This is a genomic window from Mycolicibacterium holsaticum DSM 44478 = JCM 12374, assembly GCF_019645835.1.
GTDB classification, from domain to species: domain Bacteria; phylum Actinomycetota; class Actinomycetes; order Mycobacteriales; family Mycobacteriaceae; genus Mycobacterium; species Mycobacterium holsaticum.
The window spans coordinates 4,628,477-4,645,945 of sequence record NZ_CP080998.1; the positions used below are offsets into that span (position 1 = coordinate 4,628,477).

Annotated in this window: 18 protein-coding genes and 1 pseudogene; 8 read left to right on the top strand and 11 right to left on the bottom strand. The window is 66.6% G+C overall.

What is annotated here, in order from left to right:
- The first annotated feature begins 133 nt into the window (after positions 1-133).
- Entirely contained in the window at positions 134-1,444 is a 1,311-nt protein-coding gene (locus K3U96_RS22235; protein ID WP_220691113.1) for an alpha/beta hydrolase, read from the top strand.
- Here K3U96_RS22235 and K3U96_RS22240 read toward each other — a convergent pair.
- The 3 genes from K3U96_RS22240 to K3U96_RS22250 form a co-directional block, all read right to left on the bottom strand.
- Positions 1,414-2,565 (bottom strand): serine hydrolase domain-containing protein, encoded by a 1,152-nt coding sequence (locus K3U96_RS22240; RefSeq protein WP_220691114.1) that lies wholly within the window; start codon positions 2,563-2,565, stop codon positions 1,414-1,416. The genes K3U96_RS22235 and K3U96_RS22240 overlap by 31 nt on opposite strands.
- A gap of 209 nt (positions 2,566-2,774) precedes the next feature.
- Complete coding sequence (locus K3U96_RS22245; RefSeq protein WP_220691115.1) at positions 2,775-2,918, bottom strand: hypothetical protein; 144 nt, start codon at positions 2,916-2,918, stop codon at positions 2,775-2,777.
- 100 nt (positions 2,919-3,018) lie between these two features.
- Positions 3,019-3,717: a mycothiol-dependent nitroreductase Rv2466c family protein gene (locus K3U96_RS22250; protein WP_220691116.1), complete on the bottom strand. Its 699-nt coding sequence runs from the start codon at positions 3,715-3,717 to the stop codon at positions 3,019-3,021.
- Between the two features lie 237 nt (positions 3,718-3,954).
- Between K3U96_RS22250 and K3U96_RS22255 the strand changes: the two genes are divergently transcribed.
- The 5 genes and pseudogenes from K3U96_RS22255 (at position 3,955) to K3U96_RS22270 (ending at position 6,554) form a co-directional block, all read left to right on the top strand.
- Entirely contained in the window at positions 3,955-4,239 is a 285-nt protein-coding gene (locus K3U96_RS22255) for a type VII secretion target (RefSeq protein ID WP_220691117.1), read from the top strand.
- Positions 4,240-4,243: 4 nt separating this feature from the next.
- Positions 4,244-4,513, top strand: a complete 270-nt coding sequence (locus K3U96_RS27230; RefSeq protein ID WP_372515050.1) for a WXG100 family type VII secretion target — start codon at positions 4,244-4,246, stop codon at positions 4,511-4,513.
- 363 nt (positions 4,514-4,876) lie between these two features.
- Positions 4,877-5,125 carry a type II toxin-antitoxin system Phd/YefM family antitoxin gene (locus tag K3U96_RS22260; RefSeq protein ID WP_220691118.1) on the top strand — a complete coding sequence of 83 codons (249 nt, stop codon included), beginning with the start codon at positions 4,877-4,879 and terminating at the stop codon, positions 5,123-5,125.
- On the top strand, positions 5,126-5,521 hold the full coding sequence (locus tag K3U96_RS22265) for a type II toxin-antitoxin system VapC family toxin (protein ID WP_220691119.1): 396 nt from the start codon (positions 5,126-5,128) through the stop codon (positions 5,519-5,521).
- Between the two features lie 53 nt (positions 5,522-5,574).
- Positions 5,575-6,554 (top strand): annotated as a pseudogene (locus K3U96_RS22270) (ERCC4 domain-containing protein).
- Here K3U96_RS22270 and K3U96_RS22275 read toward each other — a convergent pair.
- Positions 6,547-7,587 carry a patatin-like phospholipase family protein gene (locus K3U96_RS22275; RefSeq protein WP_220691120.1) on the bottom strand — a complete coding sequence of 347 codons (1,041 nt, stop codon included), beginning with the start codon at positions 7,585-7,587 and terminating at the stop codon, positions 6,547-6,549. The pseudogene K3U96_RS22270 and the gene K3U96_RS22275 overlap by 8 nt on opposite strands.
- 209 nt (positions 7,588-7,796) lie before the next feature.
- Positions 7,797-9,221 carry a DUF7159 family protein gene (locus K3U96_RS22280; RefSeq protein ID WP_220691121.1) on the bottom strand — a complete coding sequence of 475 codons (1,425 nt, stop codon included), beginning with the start codon at positions 9,219-9,221 and terminating at the stop codon, positions 7,797-7,799.
- A 125-nt stretch (positions 9,222-9,346) separates the two neighbouring features.
- Here K3U96_RS22280 and K3U96_RS22285 point away from each other — a divergent pair, with 125 nt between their 5' ends.
- The gene (locus tag K3U96_RS22285; RefSeq protein WP_220691122.1) at positions 9,347-10,912 is read left to right on the top strand and encodes a DUF7937 domain-containing protein; all 1,566 of its coding nucleotides are present in this window, start codon (positions 9,347-9,349) and stop codon (positions 10,910-10,912) included.
- 62 nt (positions 10,913-10,974) lie between these two features.
- Here K3U96_RS22285 and K3U96_RS22290 read toward each other — a convergent pair whose 3' ends face one another.
- From K3U96_RS22290 to K3U96_RS22300, 3 genes are all read right to left on the bottom strand, one after another.
- Positions 10,975-11,514 (bottom strand): VldE C-terminal domain-containing protein, encoded by a 540-nt coding sequence (locus tag K3U96_RS22290; protein ID WP_308206813.1) that lies wholly within the window; start codon positions 11,512-11,514, stop codon positions 10,975-10,977.
- A 325-nt stretch (positions 11,515-11,839) separates the two neighbouring features.
- Positions 11,840-12,547, bottom strand: a complete 708-nt coding sequence (locus K3U96_RS22295) for a hypothetical protein (protein WP_230982554.1) — start codon at positions 12,545-12,547, stop codon at positions 11,840-11,842.
- Between the two features lie 53 nt (positions 12,548-12,600).
- Complete coding sequence (locus K3U96_RS22300) at positions 12,601-13,983, bottom strand: hypothetical protein (RefSeq protein WP_220691124.1); 1,383 nt, start codon at positions 13,981-13,983, stop codon at positions 12,601-12,603.
- A 360-nt stretch (positions 13,984-14,343) separates the two neighbouring features.
- On the opposite strand from K3U96_RS22300, the gene K3U96_RS22305 reads away from it, so the two are divergent.
- Complete coding sequence (locus tag K3U96_RS22305) at positions 14,344-15,498, top strand: N(5)-(carboxyethyl)ornithine synthase (protein ID WP_220691125.1); 1,155 nt, start codon at positions 14,344-14,346, stop codon at positions 15,496-15,498.
- On the opposite strand, the gene K3U96_RS22310 is transcribed toward K3U96_RS22305, so the two are convergent.
- From K3U96_RS22310 to K3U96_RS22320, 3 genes are all read right to left on the bottom strand, one after another.
- On the bottom strand, positions 15,495-15,653 hold the full coding sequence (locus K3U96_RS22310) for a DUF6307 family protein (RefSeq protein WP_220691126.1): 159 nt from the start codon (positions 15,651-15,653) through the stop codon (positions 15,495-15,497). The two genes, K3U96_RS22305 and K3U96_RS22310, sit on opposite strands and share 4 nt — an antisense overlap.
- Before the next feature lie 145 nt (positions 15,654-15,798).
- Entirely contained in the window at positions 15,799-15,972 is a 174-nt protein-coding gene (locus tag K3U96_RS22315) for a CsbD family protein (protein ID WP_069406559.1), read from the bottom strand.
- 92 nt (positions 15,973-16,064) lie between these two features.
- Complete coding sequence (locus K3U96_RS22320; RefSeq protein ID WP_220691127.1) at positions 16,065-17,450, bottom strand: WS/DGAT/MGAT family O-acyltransferase; 1,386 nt, start codon at positions 17,448-17,450, stop codon at positions 16,065-16,067.
- Positions 17,451-17,469: the final 19 nt, after the last annotated feature.

The window sequence follows — 17,469 nt, forward strand, 5'->3', positions numbered from 1 at the left end:
CATGTTGTGCGGCAACGGGTCAGCGCCAAGCGGTCCCCGAGGTTGTCACGCGCTCGCGAATCAGGTTCGCGCCGTGAACCCTGTGCGGTGACCGGCCCATGACGAGGTCAGCGTCGCCTCGTAAGGTGACCGAATGCGCAAGGATCGACTTCTCCACATCGCCCGCCAGGTGGCGGCCTTAGCTGTGGCGGCCATGACCGCCGCGTCGACCTGGAACGGATACCGACCGCTGGCGCGTAAGGGCTACCCGTCGATGGCCTCGTTCGGGTACGGCCTGGTGGTCAGCGAACTGCCACTGCAGGCGCTGGCCAGCCAGCTCGGCGGGCTGGCGTTGACCGGCCGCCGACTGACCCGTCCGGTGCGCATCATCGCCTGGGCGGTGGCCGCGATCTCGGCGGTGGGCCTGCTGAACTTCAACCGTGCCGGGCATCAGGCCGGTACCCCGCTGACGGAAGCACTGGACCGCGGTCTGGGTGCCGGTCGCCGCACCGATTCGACAGGGCTGTGGCGCCGACCCGCCGGCGCGGGCACCGCCAAAAGCCCCGGCGCACTGCGGATGCTGCGGATCTACCGCGATTACGCCCACGACGGCAACATCAGCTACGGCCCCTACGGCAGCGCCAATCATCTCGACATCTGGCATCGTCCGGATCTCGACCGCAACGGCAAGGCACCGGTGCTCTTTCAGGTTCCCGGCGGCGGCTGGGTGACGGGCAACAAACGCGGGCAGGCGCATCCGTTGATGAGCCACCTGGCGGAGCTCGGCTGGATCTGCGTAGCGATCAACTACCGCCACAGCCCGCGCAACACCTGGCCCGACCACATCGTCGACGTCAAACGCGCGCTGGCGTGGGTGAAGACGCACATCGCCGAATACGGCGGCGACCCCGACTTCATCGCGATCACCGGCGGTTCGGCCGGGGGTCATCTGTCGTCGTTGGCGGCGCTGACGCCCAACGATCCGCGTTTTCAGCCGGGCTTTGAAGACATCGACACCCGGGTGCAGGCCGCCGTGCCGTTCTACGGGGTCTACGACTTCACCCGCTTCGACGACGCGATGCATCCGTCGATGCCGGAGTTGCTCGAGAAGATGGTTATGAAGCAATCGCATGCCACGAACTTCGAGGCGTACGCCGACGCCTCGCCGGTGAACTACGTGAGCGCCGATGCTCCACCGTTCTTTGTTCTGCACGGGACCAACGATTCGTTGGTGCCTGTCGAGCAGGCGCGGGCGTTCGTCGCGAAACTGGAAGACGTCAGTACCCAGCCGGTGGCCTACGCCGAATTACCGCTGGCTCAGCACGCTTTCGATATGTTTGGCTCTGCGCGCGCCGCACATTCGGCCGTGGCCGTCGAACAGTTCCTTGCCGAGATCTATGCGAACTGGCAGACGGGATCAGAAGGTGGCGCTGCTCAGGAGGCCGACGCGCCGAGCTCCGCGTAGACCGCCGCCTCGAAGCCGAGGATCGTCTCGACCACTTTGTCGTCGAAGAACGGCAGCAGCTGGGTGGCGATCACCGCGCCGATGCCCGCCTTGCGGTCGATCCAGAAGAAGCTGTTGAACAGCCCCGACCAGTCGGCCGAGCCGGCGCTGCGCATACCGGGCAAGTCGGTCAGATACAGGTGGAAACCGAGGCCCCAGCCCTGCGGCACGTCGAGCAGCTCGACCGGTTTGGCCAGCTCGGGGATCGTCGGCTCCATCTTCTTGGGCAGCGACGCCCCGTCCAGGTGATCGCGCAGCGCGAGCTCGACGGTCTCCTCTCTGAGGATGCGCGCGCCGTCGAGCTCGCCGCCGTTGAGCCAGGCGCGCATGAAGCGCCCGTAGTCGGCGACGGTCCCATAGGACCCGTGGCCGGCGGCGTCCCACTCCGACTCGGCGGGCAGGTCGAGGTCGGTCGCCACGAGGGCGCCGTCGGGGGTGCGGAAACGGATGGGCAGCAACCGTGCGCGCTGTTCGTCGCTGAGGATGAAGGTGGAGTCGGTCATTTTCAGTGGGCCGTAGACATGTTCGGCGAGGTAGTCGGCCAGTGTTTGGCCGCTGACTGCCTCGACGACCAGGCCGAGCCAGTCGGTGCTGACGCCGTACTCCCAGACCGTGCCGGGGTCGTGGACCAGCGGCGCGCTGAGGCTGCGCTTGACGCCTTCCAGCGGGTTGGGAAAGCCCTGTCCGGTGCAGTAGGTGAAGAGTTTGTCGTTGAGGAAGTGGTAGCCGCAGCCGGCGGTGTGGGTCATCAGCTGCCGGACGGTGGGCGGGGTCTTGGGCGCGCGCAGGACCGGTTCACCGCCGTCGAAGCCGTCGAGCACCTGCAGCGCGCCGAACTCCGGCAGGATCGAGGCGACAGGCGCGTCGAGCTGCACGCGGCTTTGCTCGACGAGTTGCAGCGCGGCGGTGGTGGCGACGGCCTTGGTCATCGACGCGTTGCGGAACATGCTGTCGGGCTTGGCATCTCCGGCCGCACCCTGGTAAAGCACACCGTCGCGGCCCACCACCGCGGCGGCCACGCCATGCAGGGTGCCGTCGGCGGTCACACCGTTGAGCAGGTCGTCGATACGCTCAAACCCCATCACAAGCTCCTTTGCTTTCGGGATACGCGGGCCATCATCGCATGAGGCACGGGGTATATCGGCGGAACGAGGGGCCTAGGTCCGGTCATTCGGACGCAAATGCTTGCAGCGTCAGCGCGAGTTCGGCCAACTCCAGATCCCCCTTGGCGGCAAGGGTATTCATGAAGTTCTCGGCGTCGTCGACGTCGAAGCCGGGATCCAACTCGACGCTATTGAGATACAGAAACGTCCAGGTAGCGGACTTCGAGGGCGGCGCGATGCACGAACGCGCGCAGCGACAGGTCCCCAGCCGACGCCGCGGTACGCAACTGGTCCATCTCCTCGTCACTGAAGTTGACGTTCAAGGCAGGCATACTTCGCACGGTACCAATTTAAGTACCGAATCTGGTATCACATTTGCTGGCTGGTGGTCAGCCGATGATTTGAGGCCCTGTCCGGCGTTGAGACGCCGCCTCACCGCGGAGGGTCGAAGGCGACGACCTCACCGCGATTGATCGACACCCAGTCACGGCCCTGCAGGTACGGGCGGAACGACTCCACGATCGCCTGCTGGTCGGCGGGCGTCTTGGGTCGCTGCAGTTCGTAGAGATGCGGGAATTCCGTCCAGGCGACGACGGCGTCCCACAGCCGCGCCGCAGCCTCGCCGGCCGGTGGGTCGATGAGTACGGGCCCGAACAGGCACTGGCCGTCGGGGAAGAACAGGGTCGGCACGCCGTAGCCGTCGGCGTCGACGACGCGCTGGTGGTCGGCCATCACCTCGTCGTTGGTGCTCGGGTCGGCGATGGCCTGGTCGACGAGTCCGGGGTCAAAGCCGAGTTCGGTCAAAAGAGTTCGGGCGACGGCCTTTTCGTGCGGCTTTTGTCCTTCGGCGTGCAGGGCGCGTGCCGCGCGTTCGTACCAGGCGTCGACGTCGGCCATCGACTGCCGACGCAACAGCGCGCCGATGCGCATCATCGACCACCCGTAGGACCACTCCCGCTCCCACGGGTGCTTCTTGCCCTCTTGACGGTTGATCTCTTCGAGGCTGAAGAAGCGCCAGTTGACGGTCAGGCCGGTCAGGTCGCGCACCTCGCGGATCCACCGCGACGTCTGATACGCGAACGGACACATGATGTCGAAGTGAAAGTCAACGGAGACAGGACGATTGGTCACAATGTGAACCTTCAGTTGAGGGCGGTACCAGCGTCATCCTGCCAGCTGACCGCGCCTAAGTCGATAACCGTCGCCGGCCGGTGACCCCGTCGCCAGCGAAACGGAGCGGATGCTCGTGGTGGCTCGCGCGGGAGGTGTAGACGGGGGAATTTCCGTGCCTACGCGCGTCGCAGGGGCGTTAGGGTTAATTCGCCAGAGACGTAGCCGCGCGAGCGGGCGATAGCCAATGGGGACTCTATGCTTGTCGATCCGGAAGTACTTCGTGCATTCACGGGGCAGGTAAGTGCAGCGTCCGAGGGCATCAAGAGCGCCGACGTGGGCGCTAAGGCAACGACCTCTGCCGATGGTCTTGTCGGGTCGACCACACAGTGGGCAATGCGCCTCGTCGGCGTGCACTTGACCCAGCAAGCGGATGCGATCGCCAAGAATGTCAACGACATGGGGGGAGCCGTTCGTGGCGCGGGCGACCGATACGAGGTGACCGACAGCGCTCTTGCGGGAACGTTCGACGGGCTGTTCTGATCCGGTGCTGGCCTCACGTCCCCGCTTACAATCGTGGAATCCCGATTCGCTGACGCCCGCCGCGTCGGCTCTACAGGGCGCGGGTCAATCCGTTTACGGAGCGGTGCGAGATCTTGACGATGGAATCGATCGTATGTCCGCCGCGCAGTCATGGTCGGGTCAGGCGCATGACGCGGCGACGACCGTGTTTCGCCGCGCGACTATTACGACCTCCGATTTCGCGCACTACACCGAAACGGTCGCGACAGCGCTGAAGAAGGGCAACGGTCGATAGGAGGTGCCCGAGCGGCCTTACTGGGTTACGCGGAGGCAGTAGACGCCGGTGAGCTCCAAGTAACGGATCTGTGGGTAGTGCTCATCGCTTAGCCCGCGTCCTTGAGCGCGCCGACGGCTCCGACCAACCCATGCCCTTTACGCCGCCGCCGGACAGGACGACGTCGGCGCGAAGGTTCGTGGTAGCGGTCATGGGCCCAGCCTGACGAATCTGCCTCAGCTCGAATCGCCGCGTGCAAAACGCTACCTAGGCGGACGCAAGGGTATCCGCGACGCAGAAACGGCGCCGGCGGGCACCACCCGCTGCGGGGGGTCCGACCGTCAGGGCGTAGCAATGCGTAGCATTTCACACTACGCTTTACGTATGGCCAAAACCATCCCGCAGCGGGAACTGCGCAATGAGAACGCCAAGCTCATGGATGCGGTTGCCGCGGGCGAGACATTCGTGGTCACCCGCCACGGGGAGCCGGTCGCAGAACTTCGCCCCGTTCAGCGTGCCCGGAAGACCTTTATCACCCGCGACGACCTGGCGCGCATTTCCGGCGCAGGTGTCCGCATCGACCCCGATCAGTTTCGTCGCGACCTCGACGATGCCGTCGATCAGAGCGTGTAGATGGCAGCCGGACTGCTCGACACGTCGGTGGTGATCGACTGGCACGACCCGTCAGTCGTCGCCAAGCTACCGGACGAGATGGCGATCTCAGCCATCACCGCGGCCGAACTGGCGGCCGGCCCCCTACTCGCGCGTACGCCGGTCGAGGCCGCCAAGCGCCAGTCGAGGTTGCAGGAGGTCGAATCCCTGATGGAGCCAATCCCGTTCGACGGCAGAGCAGTTCGCAGTTACGGACTCATCGTTGCAGCGATCATCGAGGGAGGGCGTAAGCCCCGCAGCCGCTTCGCGGATCTGCTCATTGCCGCCACCGCGCATGCCAACAGCCTGGATCTCTACACCCGCAACGCCGCCGACTTCGCCGGGCTTGGGAAACTGATCCGGGTTGCCGCGGTGTGACTTGTCGACACGTCGTTGGGCCCGACCTGGCTGGCACCGGGCAGACTCGAGGTGTGGCGGAGTTGGTGATCGCGCGCAACCCGGATGAGAATTCCCGGCTGCCCTACCTGCTGCGGCTTCCACAACCCGGCGGTGACCTGCTGTTTCGCACGTCGGGAACCTGGCCGCGGGTCAAGGCGCTGTACTGCCATCCGGTCGGCCTCGACGAGTGGCCCGCCGACGCGGAAATCGTCGAACGCCTCGAGCTGCGCTCGTGCCAGCGCCGCGGTGCGGCCATCGATGTGATCGTGCAGCGGTCCAGGGAGAACCGCTCGCAGCTGGTGTTCACCACCGCCCGCGGCCGCGACGCCGTCTTCTGGCAGGCACCGCGCACCCGCAAGCAGGCGCGTCCGAACGTGCGCACCCCGACCGCACGTGCCCAGGGCATCGACGAGCTGCAGATCGTGATCGACACCCACGAGCGCTACGCCTACCGGTTCAGCACCCAGCAGGTCAGCACCGTGCAGCGCGCGCTGCCGTGCGGCGACTACGGGCTCGTGGTCGACGGGCAGTTGATCGCCAGCGTGGAACGCAAATCACTGGCCGATTTGGTCTCCAGCCTGACCAACGGCAAGCTGCGCTATCAGGTCGCCGATCTGGCCGCGCTGCCGCGCGCGGCCGTCGTCGTGGAGGACCGCTACTCACAGGTGTTCAAGCTCGACTGGGTGCGTCCCGCCGTGGTCAGCGACGGGCTGGCAGAGCGGCAGATCCGCTGGCCCAACGTGCCGATCGGGTTCTGCGAGACCCGCCAGCTCGCCGAAGAATGGACCTACCGATTCCTTGCCGCCGCCCATGCCTGGGCGACCACTGAACACGCTGCGCTGCAACGTATCTCACCGGCTACCGTCGACCTCAGTGAGGCAACGCCAGCGTCCGGCCCGAGTACCGCCGAGGTCCGCGCCTGGGCCCGCACGGCCGGACTCGCGGTACCCGACCGCGTCGGCTTCGCCCCGACATCTGGCGGGCGTGGCACGAGGCGGACGGCCCTAGCTGACCCGGTGCGCCTTGCGGAACCGCTCGAGATACGCCGGCCAGTCCCAGGTGGACAGGAACTCGGTAGTAGCCGAATACCCTTTCTCGTAGAGTGTTTCCGCATCCTTGCGGCTGATGTCGAAGTCGAGCACACCAACATCGGTCGAATCCACCTGGATGGTGCGCACCTTGACCCACGGCTGGCTGAGGTGCGTCTGGTCGTGCCCGACCAACATGGTGGTGATCAGGCTTTCCAGGAACGACGGCCCACCAAGCGGCAACCGGCCCAGCACGGGAATCAGCTCTCCGGCCGTCGGGGCCGGCAGGTAGGGCACCACCGTCACACCGAACGTCGGCCAGCGCGGCTCCTTGCCATCAGGACGGTCGAAGGAATCGATCGGGAAGTTCGACAGCACACCGCCGTCGACCAGCGTACACGGTTGTCCACCAGCGGTTTTCAACGTCACCGGCCGGTACAGGAACGGGATGGCCATCGAGGCCCGCACCGCGTCGGCGACCGACTGCTCGTCGGGGTCCAGGCCATAGACCCGTCGGTAGTCCCACGGCAGCCGCACGAGTTGGCCGGTCGTCAGGTCGGCCACCGTGACCACCAGCCGGTACCGTCGTTCCGGCAGCAAGTGATCGTTGTCGACGGCCAAGTCCCCGAAGGTGCTGACGCCCAGGTTGTTCAGCTCACCGCGTATCCAGTCGTGCGCGAAATCGCCTCGGTAGATCCCGGTTTCGCGTAGCAATCCCCATGCTGTGCCCAGCACCGGGATCCGCTCGATGGGCCCGCTGTCCCCGAACTTGTGGTACGGCACGTTCACCGCGAGGTCGCGTAACTGCTCGCTGGTCAGTGCGTCGCGCTGGGCCGCTGCGGCCACCACCGCACCCACCAGCGACCCCGCGGACGTGCCCGACACCCGCTGGACCTCATAGCCCGCGTCCTCGAGCGCGCCGACCGCCCCCACCAACCCGATGCCCTTCACCCCGCCGCCGGACAACACGAGATCCGCACGGCCCGGCCGTCGACCGGAGGGCGGCGTCACTGTCATGGGTCCAGCCTGACACGAGATGCTGACATCGGATCCCGAACCTCACCGCGGGCGACGGCTGACAAGGAGACGAGTGCCGGCGGACGTGTAGGCCCCGGACGGCCGCGCCTGCATCCCAGACCGGCGCTCCGGCTGGTTTCAGCGCCGCCGACTCGACCATTGCGTCGGGCTCGACGTCCGCGTAGCGAGGAGGCGAATTCCCCACGACGCTACGGCGACTCCAGCACCGTCGTCGCGGGCGCCTGAACGGAACCGCCGCTGCTGCTGTCACTTCCGCTGCTTCCGCTCGACGGCAGCTCAGGAGCCGGCGCGGGTGCCGGCGCAGGGGCTGGAGCCGGCGCGGGTGCCGGCGCAACGGTTGGCGGCGGCGTGTAGGCCGGCACCGCCTGGGTGACCGGTGGCTCAGGCGCCGGCGTGACCGGCGAGTCCGGGACCGTGGGCTCCAAGGTGGGCGCCTCGCTCGTTGTCGGCACGGTCTCCGTCGTCGTCGGTACAGTCTCCGTCGTCGTCGTCGGCTCGGTCGTGGTCGTCGGCTCGGTCGTGGTCGGCGTCGTCGCGGTCGTCGTCGGCGTCACCGACGTCGTCACCGTCGTCGTCCATGTCGGCACCGTCGGGAACGGATTGAACGGCGGGAATGGAACGACAGGCACGGGCACGGGCACCACCGGCACGTTCGGCGCCGGAGCGGGCGGCAACGGCGGCACCTGCGGCACCGGAATCTGCGGCACGACCCGGTTCGGCCCCCGGTTCACCCGCTCACTCAACCCCCGCGGCGCCTCGGGCGCCGGCGACACCACCGCGACCGGCAATGCCACCGGATCCGGCTCATGCGGCACCTGCGGCAAGAACCGCCCCGGCACCGTCTCCGCCTGCTCCTGCGCCGGGGGCGGCGGCTGCGCCGACACATCGGCCACCGGGCGCACCGCGATCGCCACCGACGCCGCCAGCGTCGCGAAGCTGACCACCACGAACCCCAACGCACTGCCCATCAGCAGCGTCCGCGGCGGCGGCGCCGGGATCATCGACGTGTAGGCCTCTTCGTCCTCCAGTTCCGGGACGAACTCCTCGAGCGAATCGAGCGGCAGCTCGTACTCACCCGGCTCCTCCTGCGAGTACGCCAGCTGCGGCCCCACCACGGCGGGATCCGCCGTCGGCGCCATCTGCGTCGCCTCACCGGCCGCCGGCCCCATCTGCGTCGCATCGGCCGCGGGCGCCATCTGCGTCGCGTCGCCGACCAGCGGTGCCATCTGCGTCGCCGCGCCCGCCGGAAACCCGGATGTCTCCGCCGTCTGCGCCGCACCCCGCGCGGTCGCGAACTCGTCGTCCACGTCGGCACCGCCTGCCAGCGCATCGGCCTCCGACACCACCTCGACGTTCTGCACGCCCGCGCCCAGCACCGTCTGGCGCAGCGTCTCGGCGCGCGCGGCGTCGGGCAGACAGATCCGCGTCGCGGCCACCCGGTTGCCCGACTCGGCCACCGCGCGGTAGGTGCCCACGATCGTGTCGGCGAGATCGGTCATCGCGTCGTCGGGCAGATCCAGCGCGTACTGGTCGTAGACCTGCGCGTCCGCGGCGCCGACCATCGCCAGCCGCGCGACCCGCCCGGTCACCGCCACTCCGAGGACTACGTCCACCAGCTCACCCTCGCCATTCTCCTGCCCGCCACGACCGTCCAAAGTTACCCTTCGCGTCTCGCTTGTGTGAGCACGCAAAAGTGGCACGCTGAAACCCGACACGTCTCTATAGGAGGAATCGGCCCGTGAGCGACCCGCGTTACGACGCGTCGGCCACCGTCGCGGTGCCCACCACCGCCGAGCGTTCATCGCGCGTCGGCTACGTGCCGATCCGCACCAACCGGGTGCGCGACGGCATCGCGGTCGCCCTGCTGATACTCGCGCTGCTGCTGCCGTGGAACCTCGACTTCGGGTTCGCCGTGCCCGGCAGCAGAAACAGTGTGTGGGCGCTGGTCATCGTCGTGTCGGCGCTGGCGGTCAGCGCCGCGCTCGATGCGCACATCGGCCCGCTGCGGCTCACCAACCCGCACCTTGACATCCGCCTGCTCAGCCGGATCCGACTGTTCGTCTGCCTGCCCTACCTTGTCGTCGGTGTCGGCTTTGTCGGCTATCACCTGGTGGAGACCGTGCGCGACGGCGGAACCGGCATCGTGCCGCCGGGTATCGGCCCGGGCCTGGTGCTCGGGGTCGGCGGCGCGCTGTTGGCGGCGCAGCGGCCGGTGACCAGCGTCACCCTCGAGGACAACGGGTTTCGGCGCTGGTATGCGATCGCGCGGATACTCGGTGCCGTCTCGATCGCGCTCGCGACCCTGTCGATGGGGTGGAACCTGTACTGGCGGCTGCGGTATCTGTTCGTCAGCGACGCCGCGTTCGACGGTCAGGACGTCGCGGTCATCGTCACGACCCTGCTCTACGGCGCGGTGGCGCTGACCGCGGTGATCATCGGGTCGCGCTGGCTCATCCTGAAGTCGGCGGCCGCGCGGATGGCCACCACCGCGCTGGGCGCCTCGGCGGGGTTGGCCGCTTTGCTGGTGTGGGTATTCCCGGTCGGCCGTGACGTCGACGCGTTTCACGGCATCGCGCAGAACACGTCGACGGCGGCGATCGGCTACGAGGGGTATCTATTCTGGGCGGCGGCCGCGGCGATCGTCGCGCCGACGACGCTCTACACCGTGTTCCTCATCAAGCCGCCGACGCTGGGGGCGTTTCGCTCCGCGGCGCAAAAGTGTCTGACGCTGATCGCGTTCTGGGCGTTCGCCGCGGCGGTGTGCCGGGTGGTCGACTTCGTGATCGCGGCATCGCTGGATCTGCCTCGCGCGCTGTACGACAGCGTCGCGATGACGGCGTTCAACCTGTTCGCCGGCGTCATCGCGTGGTGGCTGCACCGCCAGCTCGGCCGGGGTTCACCGGCGGTGGCGGTCATCTCCGCGTTCAGCGCGCTGCTGTTCGTGTTCGCGGTGGCCAACGTGGCGATCGGCGTCGCGCTGGCGCCGCGCTACGCCGAGCCGTCGCCCGACGCGATCTACGGCAACAACCTGGCTCAGCAGATCACCAGCACGTTCGACGTGGTGATCTGCATGCTGTGTCTGGTCGTGATGGTCGTGATGCTGTTCACCGGCCCGTTGGCGGGGTATCTGATGCGCCGGCGCGAACCGCGTGTGCCGGAGCCGGAGCCGTCGACCGTGGCGCAGCCGTCTGCACCGCCGAGAATCGTTCGGCGGCCGGAGGATTCGTCGACGACCGTGTCGGCGCCGGAGACCGAGCAGTTCACCACCGCGCTGCGGATCCAGCGCCGCGAACCGCCGTCGTAACTGCGATTTGGGCGCGCTTACGGACGCTGGCGGGGCGTCAGCGCGCCGAAATCGCAGGGAGGTCAGCGCAGGTAGGTCTGACCCTCGTGCGGAAACCCGCCGCCCTCGGTGGCGATGTGTACGTGGTCGTAATGGTTAGCGGTGTCGGAACCGCGATTCGCCATCGTTCGCACCGAGCCGTCAGGTTTGTAGATGCTCTGCCGCCAGATCGCGTGGACCACACCGAAGCGCTCAGCATTCTCCATCACGTATGCCAGGACGCTGTCCCCCAGCGCTTTTCCCTCCGCGGAGCGGGCGTTCGGGATCATCACATCGATCGCCAACCCGTGCGGATGCCACTTCAACGGATCCGATCGGACCCCGCCGATGTCGAGGATCTCGGGAAACGCCTCGCTCACCGCACGGGCCGTCCGGATCGTGTCAACCTGCAGTCCGGTCTCCTTTGCCACCCCTTGCGGCAACGGAGCCGGGATGCTCGGGGGCGCCGGTTCGGCGGCCATCAGCTGCATCGGCACCGCAGCCGGAATCGGCGGCGGTGCCACCGCGGCGGTCTCGGCCGCGTCATCAACGTGCGGAGCGCCGTCCGCACCGACAACAAACAAGCTGGCGGCGGAAACAAGCCCCGCGACTACGGCCAAGCGTGCCGACTGCCGCGATTTGGCTAACGAATGTCGTCCCATCGACGGCGCACGCTACCGACCGCTTCCCACGGTTCGCCACCCAACCGCTGACCGGCCGGCGACCCCGCGACGTTTGATCATGGCGCTAACCGACAGCTAAAACACCAGTTCACAGCGGTCACACCCGGAGCTTCCAGGGGCGCCGGGGAACGCGTTGCCCGGCGCACCACCCGTGGTCAGCATCATGTTTAGCGACGGTTGTGACCTCGACCCCTTAGCCGTGCCCCTGCAGCGGGCCTCACGCGATCTAGGTGAGGTCGAACCGGCCTTGACGCAAGCGTTCCGCCGCGCGACCGTCCACTAATTCCGTTCGATGTTCGGGATGTCGCCAGTAGTGGCGCACCAGCCAGTACAGCGCGGCGCCGCGCGGTAGGTAGATATCGGCGATCGTGATGATCTCTTCGTGGCCGTCTCGCAACCGAAGTACCACTGCTCGACGCGCCTTCTTGGATTCCGCATGGTCGGCGACGTTCACCACGTCGTCCCAGTCGAACACCCGCGTCTCCAGAACGTCGGCGTTTTCGATCACCCCAGGCGTCAACTTGATATGCCCAATCCCCCCGCGCCGCCATACGGTGATCAAGCCGGTGATGTTCGTCAACACTGCGAAACCTGCGGCAACCGGCACGGTGCCGCGCAGCCAATGTGAATCAGGCAGCTCGATAGCACCGAATGGAGCGAAAACTGCGAAAAGAAGACCACCTGGAATGAACATCACAGCGCCGACGAGCATGATGATGCCGAACCGCCGATCTGGCCAGACAGTGAAACCTGTTGCATCACTTGTGGTTCGCGCCGTGGTCCGACCAAGGCCGGCCAGCGAGATGCCTAACATGAAAGTCAGAAGAACGATCACGAACGCAACCATCACAAATGTCGTCAAATAGTTTCCGTGGGTTGCCGCCGTCGCACCCAGATAGATGAACGTCACGGAAGCCACGACGGCGAGCGTCACTGCCAACCCCAGGAATCTACGGCCGCCCCGCCAACCGGGGGGCTCGGGTAGCGCTAATACGGACACACGACCTCGCCGACGAACTTGCCCAATTCTGCGCCACCGAAACCTCCGGTCACGCTACCCAAAACGGCTAGCGGCGGCACAACAAACGGTGCAGCGGGTCCCGTCACGGCTCCGAGGGCCGCACCGGCTTCCGCACCGCCCCAAGCACCGCCCCAAGCACCGCCTCCGCCGACGACCCCGGCGACCAGCGCGATGCACCGCTCGTGGTCTGAGTCGGCCATCACCATGTCGAACACCGTGGTGGCCACCGTCAACGCCGGGCCACCGAATTTCATTGCCTTGCCGATCTTCTCGACCGACTCCTCGGTCACCATCGGCAGCGAACCGCCCCGGGCGATGTGCTTTTCCAGCCCCGACATTCCCGCGTTGGTCGCCAGCGAGATGTGGTCGATCAACTCGACGGGCACCGCGCTGTGTCGGCCGTCGGCCGTGGTGAAGCCGACGGTCACGTGCCCGGTCGGGTCCATCGATATCGACAGGTTGGACCCGTCGGCATAAGCGAACGACGTGTAATCGCAGTCGTTGCCCATGTCATGCCACGAACTCGTCCTCGCGACGAACTCGCCGTTTTTGTCGAACTCCTCGATCTGGTAGAAGTTCAGCTTGCTCGGCCACTCGAACGGGTCCATCCGGGTGGTGACGGCCCGGCTTCCGTCCTGCTTGGTCACCGTCGTCGTCTCCTCGCCATACTCGTTAGTCGATTCGACGACTTCGCGAACCTGTTGCTGCTGATCGGCCGATCGGATCGCCTCCTGGCCCGCCAGGCCCACCACCGTGCGCGGATCAGGCACCTGATCGGCGGGCCGCTGCGCCGAGGCCAGCATCAGGTCGGCCACGTCGGTGGCCGGCCCCGGTTCGACGAACCCGAATCCCTCACCCGCCGCCAGCACCGCGTCCGCTGCCGCGTCGTCGGCGTCCCCCACCGCTGCCAGCAAGCCGTTGACCTCTCCCTGCTCCCGCAGCGCCAACGCCTGAAGCTCGGCCATCTCCTCCTCGGACGCGTACACCGGATCGATGAGCACCACCCACTGATCAGTCACACTCAGCGGCCCGGCGTCGACCTCGGCGGCCTTACCCAGTAGCGCGCTGCGCGCATTGCCGAGCGACTCCGCGCCGTTGCCCAGTGCCATCGCCACCGCACCGGCATAGCGGGAGAACCGCGAGGCTTCGACGTCGGCTCGGCCGAACATCGCGCCCGCCGCGTCGTGCGCCGGCCCTGACCACGCCCGCACCTCCGGCAACCACTCACACGCATCGTCCACACCCGTCACAGCGGAACAAACCGCCTCACCACCGGCACGAACGGCCGCCGACGACGTCGACAACGTGTCTGGTCGCCAGCTCTCCAACGTCGATCGGCTCGGCAGCACCCTTCGATTCTCCCCGATCCGCCCACCTGTTCCGAACACATATTTTCCAGCCCCGCAGACGGCATGCACCGCCGGGCAACTCTGTTGACACGCAGGCAAATTACGCGTGTACTGGACATCTACCAGCAGATTAGAGACCCCCATGCTCGCCCTCATCGAATCCCGCATCCTTGCTCTCATCGAGTCGGGCACGGTGGCGTCCATCGGATTTCTCACGGGCGCCCAGCCCGCTGCGAGCCGGGCAGCCGAATCCCGGCGTGCCGCCGCCCAGCTTCACGATCACGCGACGTTGGTCGACCGCTGCCGTGACACCAAACTCCAACACCAGCAGCGTGCCGACCGAGCGGCGACCTCTCGTTGATGCCGCAAAGCGCCGACGCAGAATCGCTTTCGTTAGGAGTCCTGGCCCGTTCGCGCAAGCCCAACGAGCGCCGACTTCCCATCCACCCTGACCATTTTCCCAGGATCGCCGCACCGCTTCGCAGCCGTATATTTCTCGAGCACGGTTACGGCGCGGACTTCGGCGCCACTGACGACGCACTGGCCGGGCTCGTCGGCGGAATCCGGACCCGCGAACAGCTGATCGCCGACTGCGACGTGATCCTGCTACCCAAAATCGGCACCCAGGACCTGGCTGAATTCCGTGTGGGACAGATCGTTTGGGGCTGGCCGCACTGCGTCCAGAACTTCGAGCTGACCCAGGTCGCCATCGATCGCCGACTGACCTTGATCGCCTTCGAGGCGATGAACCACTGGCAGGCCGACGGCGGTTTCGGGCTGCACGTCTTCCACAAGAACAACGAGCTCGCCGGATACTGCTCGGTCCTGCATGCCTTGCAAATGATCGGCGTCACCGGCAACTACGGTCGACGCCTGCGGGCGTCAGTCATCGGGTTCGGTGCGACCGCCCGCGGAGCGGTCACCGCGTTGAACGCCCACGGCGTCGACGATGTACGCGTACTGACCAACCGCGATGTCGCAGCCGTCGCCGCACCGATTCCCACCACCCAGATCATCCAGATGGGCCACGATGACGCCGCGCCACCCGACAACACCTGGGCCGACACCCCCGAGGACGGCGTCGTCCCCGTCGCCCGCGTTCTCGCCGACAACGACATCGTCGTCAACTGTGTGCTGCAGGATCCCGCGAAACCGCTGATCTTCGCCACCACCGACGATCTGAGCGCGTTCACGCCGGGAAGCCTGATCATCGACGTCTCCTGCGACGAGGGCATGGGCTTCAGCTGGGCCCGGCCGACGTCGTTCGCCGAGCCGCTGCGCGAGTTACCGAACCGCGTGCACTACTACGCGGTCGACCACAGCCCGTCGTACTTATGGGATTCTGCGACGTGGGAGGTCAGCGAGGCGCTGCTACCGCACCTGGAGACACTTCTCGCCGGCCCGGCCGCCTGGGACAAAAACCCAACGATCCAGCGGGCCATCGAAATTCGTGATGGTGCCGTCCTCAACCGCGACATTCTGTCGTTTCAGCACCGCGACGATGCCTCGAGCTAGCGGATCCGTTCGGGAATGGAGTCCAGCGCGTGCAGGACATGCACTGCCAGTTCACCGGCCGCCTTGTCGGCGAGCTTCGAGTGAGCCTTGATGGTTTCAGCAACCAAATCAACACGTTTCGCGTAGGGCGTGCGTGCTTCAGCGGTAGCAGTCATGGGAATTCCTTTTCAATCGAACATGTTTCGCTCATGATCGAGCTGTCCGATAACTAGGACCCTACACCCATTTCCGCCAGTATGTTCGATACGGCAGGCAGCCCCCTCGATTGCAGCGCGTCGCGCTCTCGAGGGGGCTGAACCGTCACTTCTTGAAGGCGTCCTTGATCTTCTCGCCGGCGTCCTTGAGGCTCGACTTCGCCTGATCGGCGCGGCCCTCGTCACGGGTGCTCTTGTCGCCGGTGAGATTGCCAGCCGCTTCCTTTGCCTTGCCACCAAGGTCGTCGACCTTGTTCTTGGCTTTGTCTGTTCCGCTCACGGCGATGCTCCTTTTCACGACCCGGCCCGAGTGGCTGGTCATCCGTGGGGGATACCTCGCCAGCGCGGAACGGAAACATCGGCCCACGCGAGTCAGCGACTGCGGTCGACCAGTTCGCGCAACTCGCTCCGAAACAGGTCCGCGAGATCCCACAGGTCGTCGACGAGTTGGCGGCAGGTGATGATGCCGACATTCAGCTTGCCGCTCAACGACATAACGGTGATGTTCAGCCCCGAGCCGTGAAAGATCGGGCCCAAGGGATACAGCGCCTTCATCTCCGCCCCCATCGCGTACAGCTTGGCGGTCGGGCCTGCGACATTGGAGATCACCACATTGTGAATCGGCGCGTGTTTCAACGGCGTGTGCGACATCAACTCGAACGCCGCGCCGAGCACCGCGGGCGGGATCGCCTGGGTCACATCCGCCAACAGCGTCGGCGCCAGAGCTGTACTGTGTTCCTTTGCGCGCGAACTGGATTCGGCGATCGCCTGCAGCCGTTCCACCGGGTCCGAGATGTCTGTCTTCAAGTTGCAGAACATTCCCGACAGCTGGTTGCGCCCCGGCCGGTCCGACACCCCACGCACCGACGCCGGCACCACCGCCACCAATGGCTTTTCCGGCAACTCCCCGCGGCCTTCCAGGTAGCCGCGCAACGCCCCTGCACACAGCGCCATCACCACATCGTTGACCTTGACGCCATACCGGTTCTTCACCCGCTTGACGTCGTCTAACTCCAACTGCGCCAGCGCCAGCGTGCGGTCCCCGGTGATCTCGGCGTTGAACACCGTCGCCGGGGCCGTGAACGGCGCCGCCATCGCCCGCCCGGTCAGCGCCCGGCCCACCGTGCTCACCACCGTCGACACCGTTGACGGCACCGCCCTCGTCAACTCCAACGGACGCGTCAGAAACCGCACCAAACCCCCGGCCGCGATTTCCAACGGCCTGGCGACCCCCGGGCCGTCCACCGGGTCGGGCGGCGGGGCGTCGGGCTGCAAGTCACACAGCTGGCTGATCAGATTTCCTGCCGACACGCCGTCCACCGCCGCGTGATGCACCTTGATCATCAACGCGATCGGCCCGTCGTGCGGGTCGGCGCCGGCGACGCCCTCGATCACCCACATCTCCCACAGCGGCTTGCTGCGGTCCAACGGAATCGACGCGATGCGTCCGCAGACCTCGGACAGTTCCCGGCGCCCGGCCGGCGCGGGCAGCGCGATCTGGTGCAGATGGTGCGCCACGTCCAGTTCCGTGTCTTCCACCCACACCGGATGATCAAGGTTCAGCTGACTGTTCGCGAGCTTTGCCCGCAACTCGGGCAGCGCGCGCATCCGCGACGCCAGGTGGCTGCGGATGCCGTCGAAGCTGTAGCCACCGGGGATCGTGGACGTGTCCAGCTCCGCGATCGAACACACATGCATCGGCACCGAACTCGATTCGGCGTAAAGCAAACTGGCGTCGAATGCGGTCAACCGTTCCATCGACGCGATGTACCCGCGC

Coding starts and splice junctions, on each gene's coding strand:
- K3U96_RS22235 (WP_220691113.1), top strand. CDS start 134: ATGCGCAAGGATCGACTTCTCCACATCGCCCGCCAGGTGGCGGCCTTA.
- K3U96_RS22240 (WP_220691114.1), bottom strand. CDS start 2,565: ATGGGGTTTGAGCGTATCGACGACCTGCTCAACGGTGTGACCGCCGAC.
- K3U96_RS22245 (WP_220691115.1), bottom strand. CDS start 2,918: ATGCCTGCCTTGAACGTCAACTTCAGTGACGAGGAGATGGACCAGTTG.
- K3U96_RS22255 (WP_220691117.1), top strand. CDS start 3,955: ATGCTTGTCGATCCGGAAGTACTTCGTGCATTCACGGGGCAGGTAAGT.
- K3U96_RS22260 (WP_220691118.1), top strand. CDS start 4,877: ATGGCCAAAACCATCCCGCAGCGGGAACTGCGCAATGAGAACGCCAAG.
- K3U96_RS22265 (WP_220691119.1), top strand. CDS start 5,126: ATGGCAGCCGGACTGCTCGACACGTCGGTGGTGATCGACTGGCACGAC.
- K3U96_RS22275 (WP_220691120.1), bottom strand. CDS start 7,587: ATGACAGTGACGCCGCCCTCCGGTCGACGGCCGGGCCGTGCGGATCTC.
- K3U96_RS22305 (WP_220691125.1), top strand. CDS start 14,344: ATGCCGCAAAGCGCCGACGCAGAATCGCTTTCGTTAGGAGTCCTGGCC.
- K3U96_RS22310 (WP_220691126.1), bottom strand. CDS start 15,653: ATGACTGCTACCGCTGAAGCACGCACGCCCTACGCGAAACGTGTTGAT.
- K3U96_RS22320 (WP_220691127.1), bottom strand. CDS start 17,450: ATGGAACGGTTGACCGCATTCGACGCCAGTTTGCTTTACGCCGAATCG.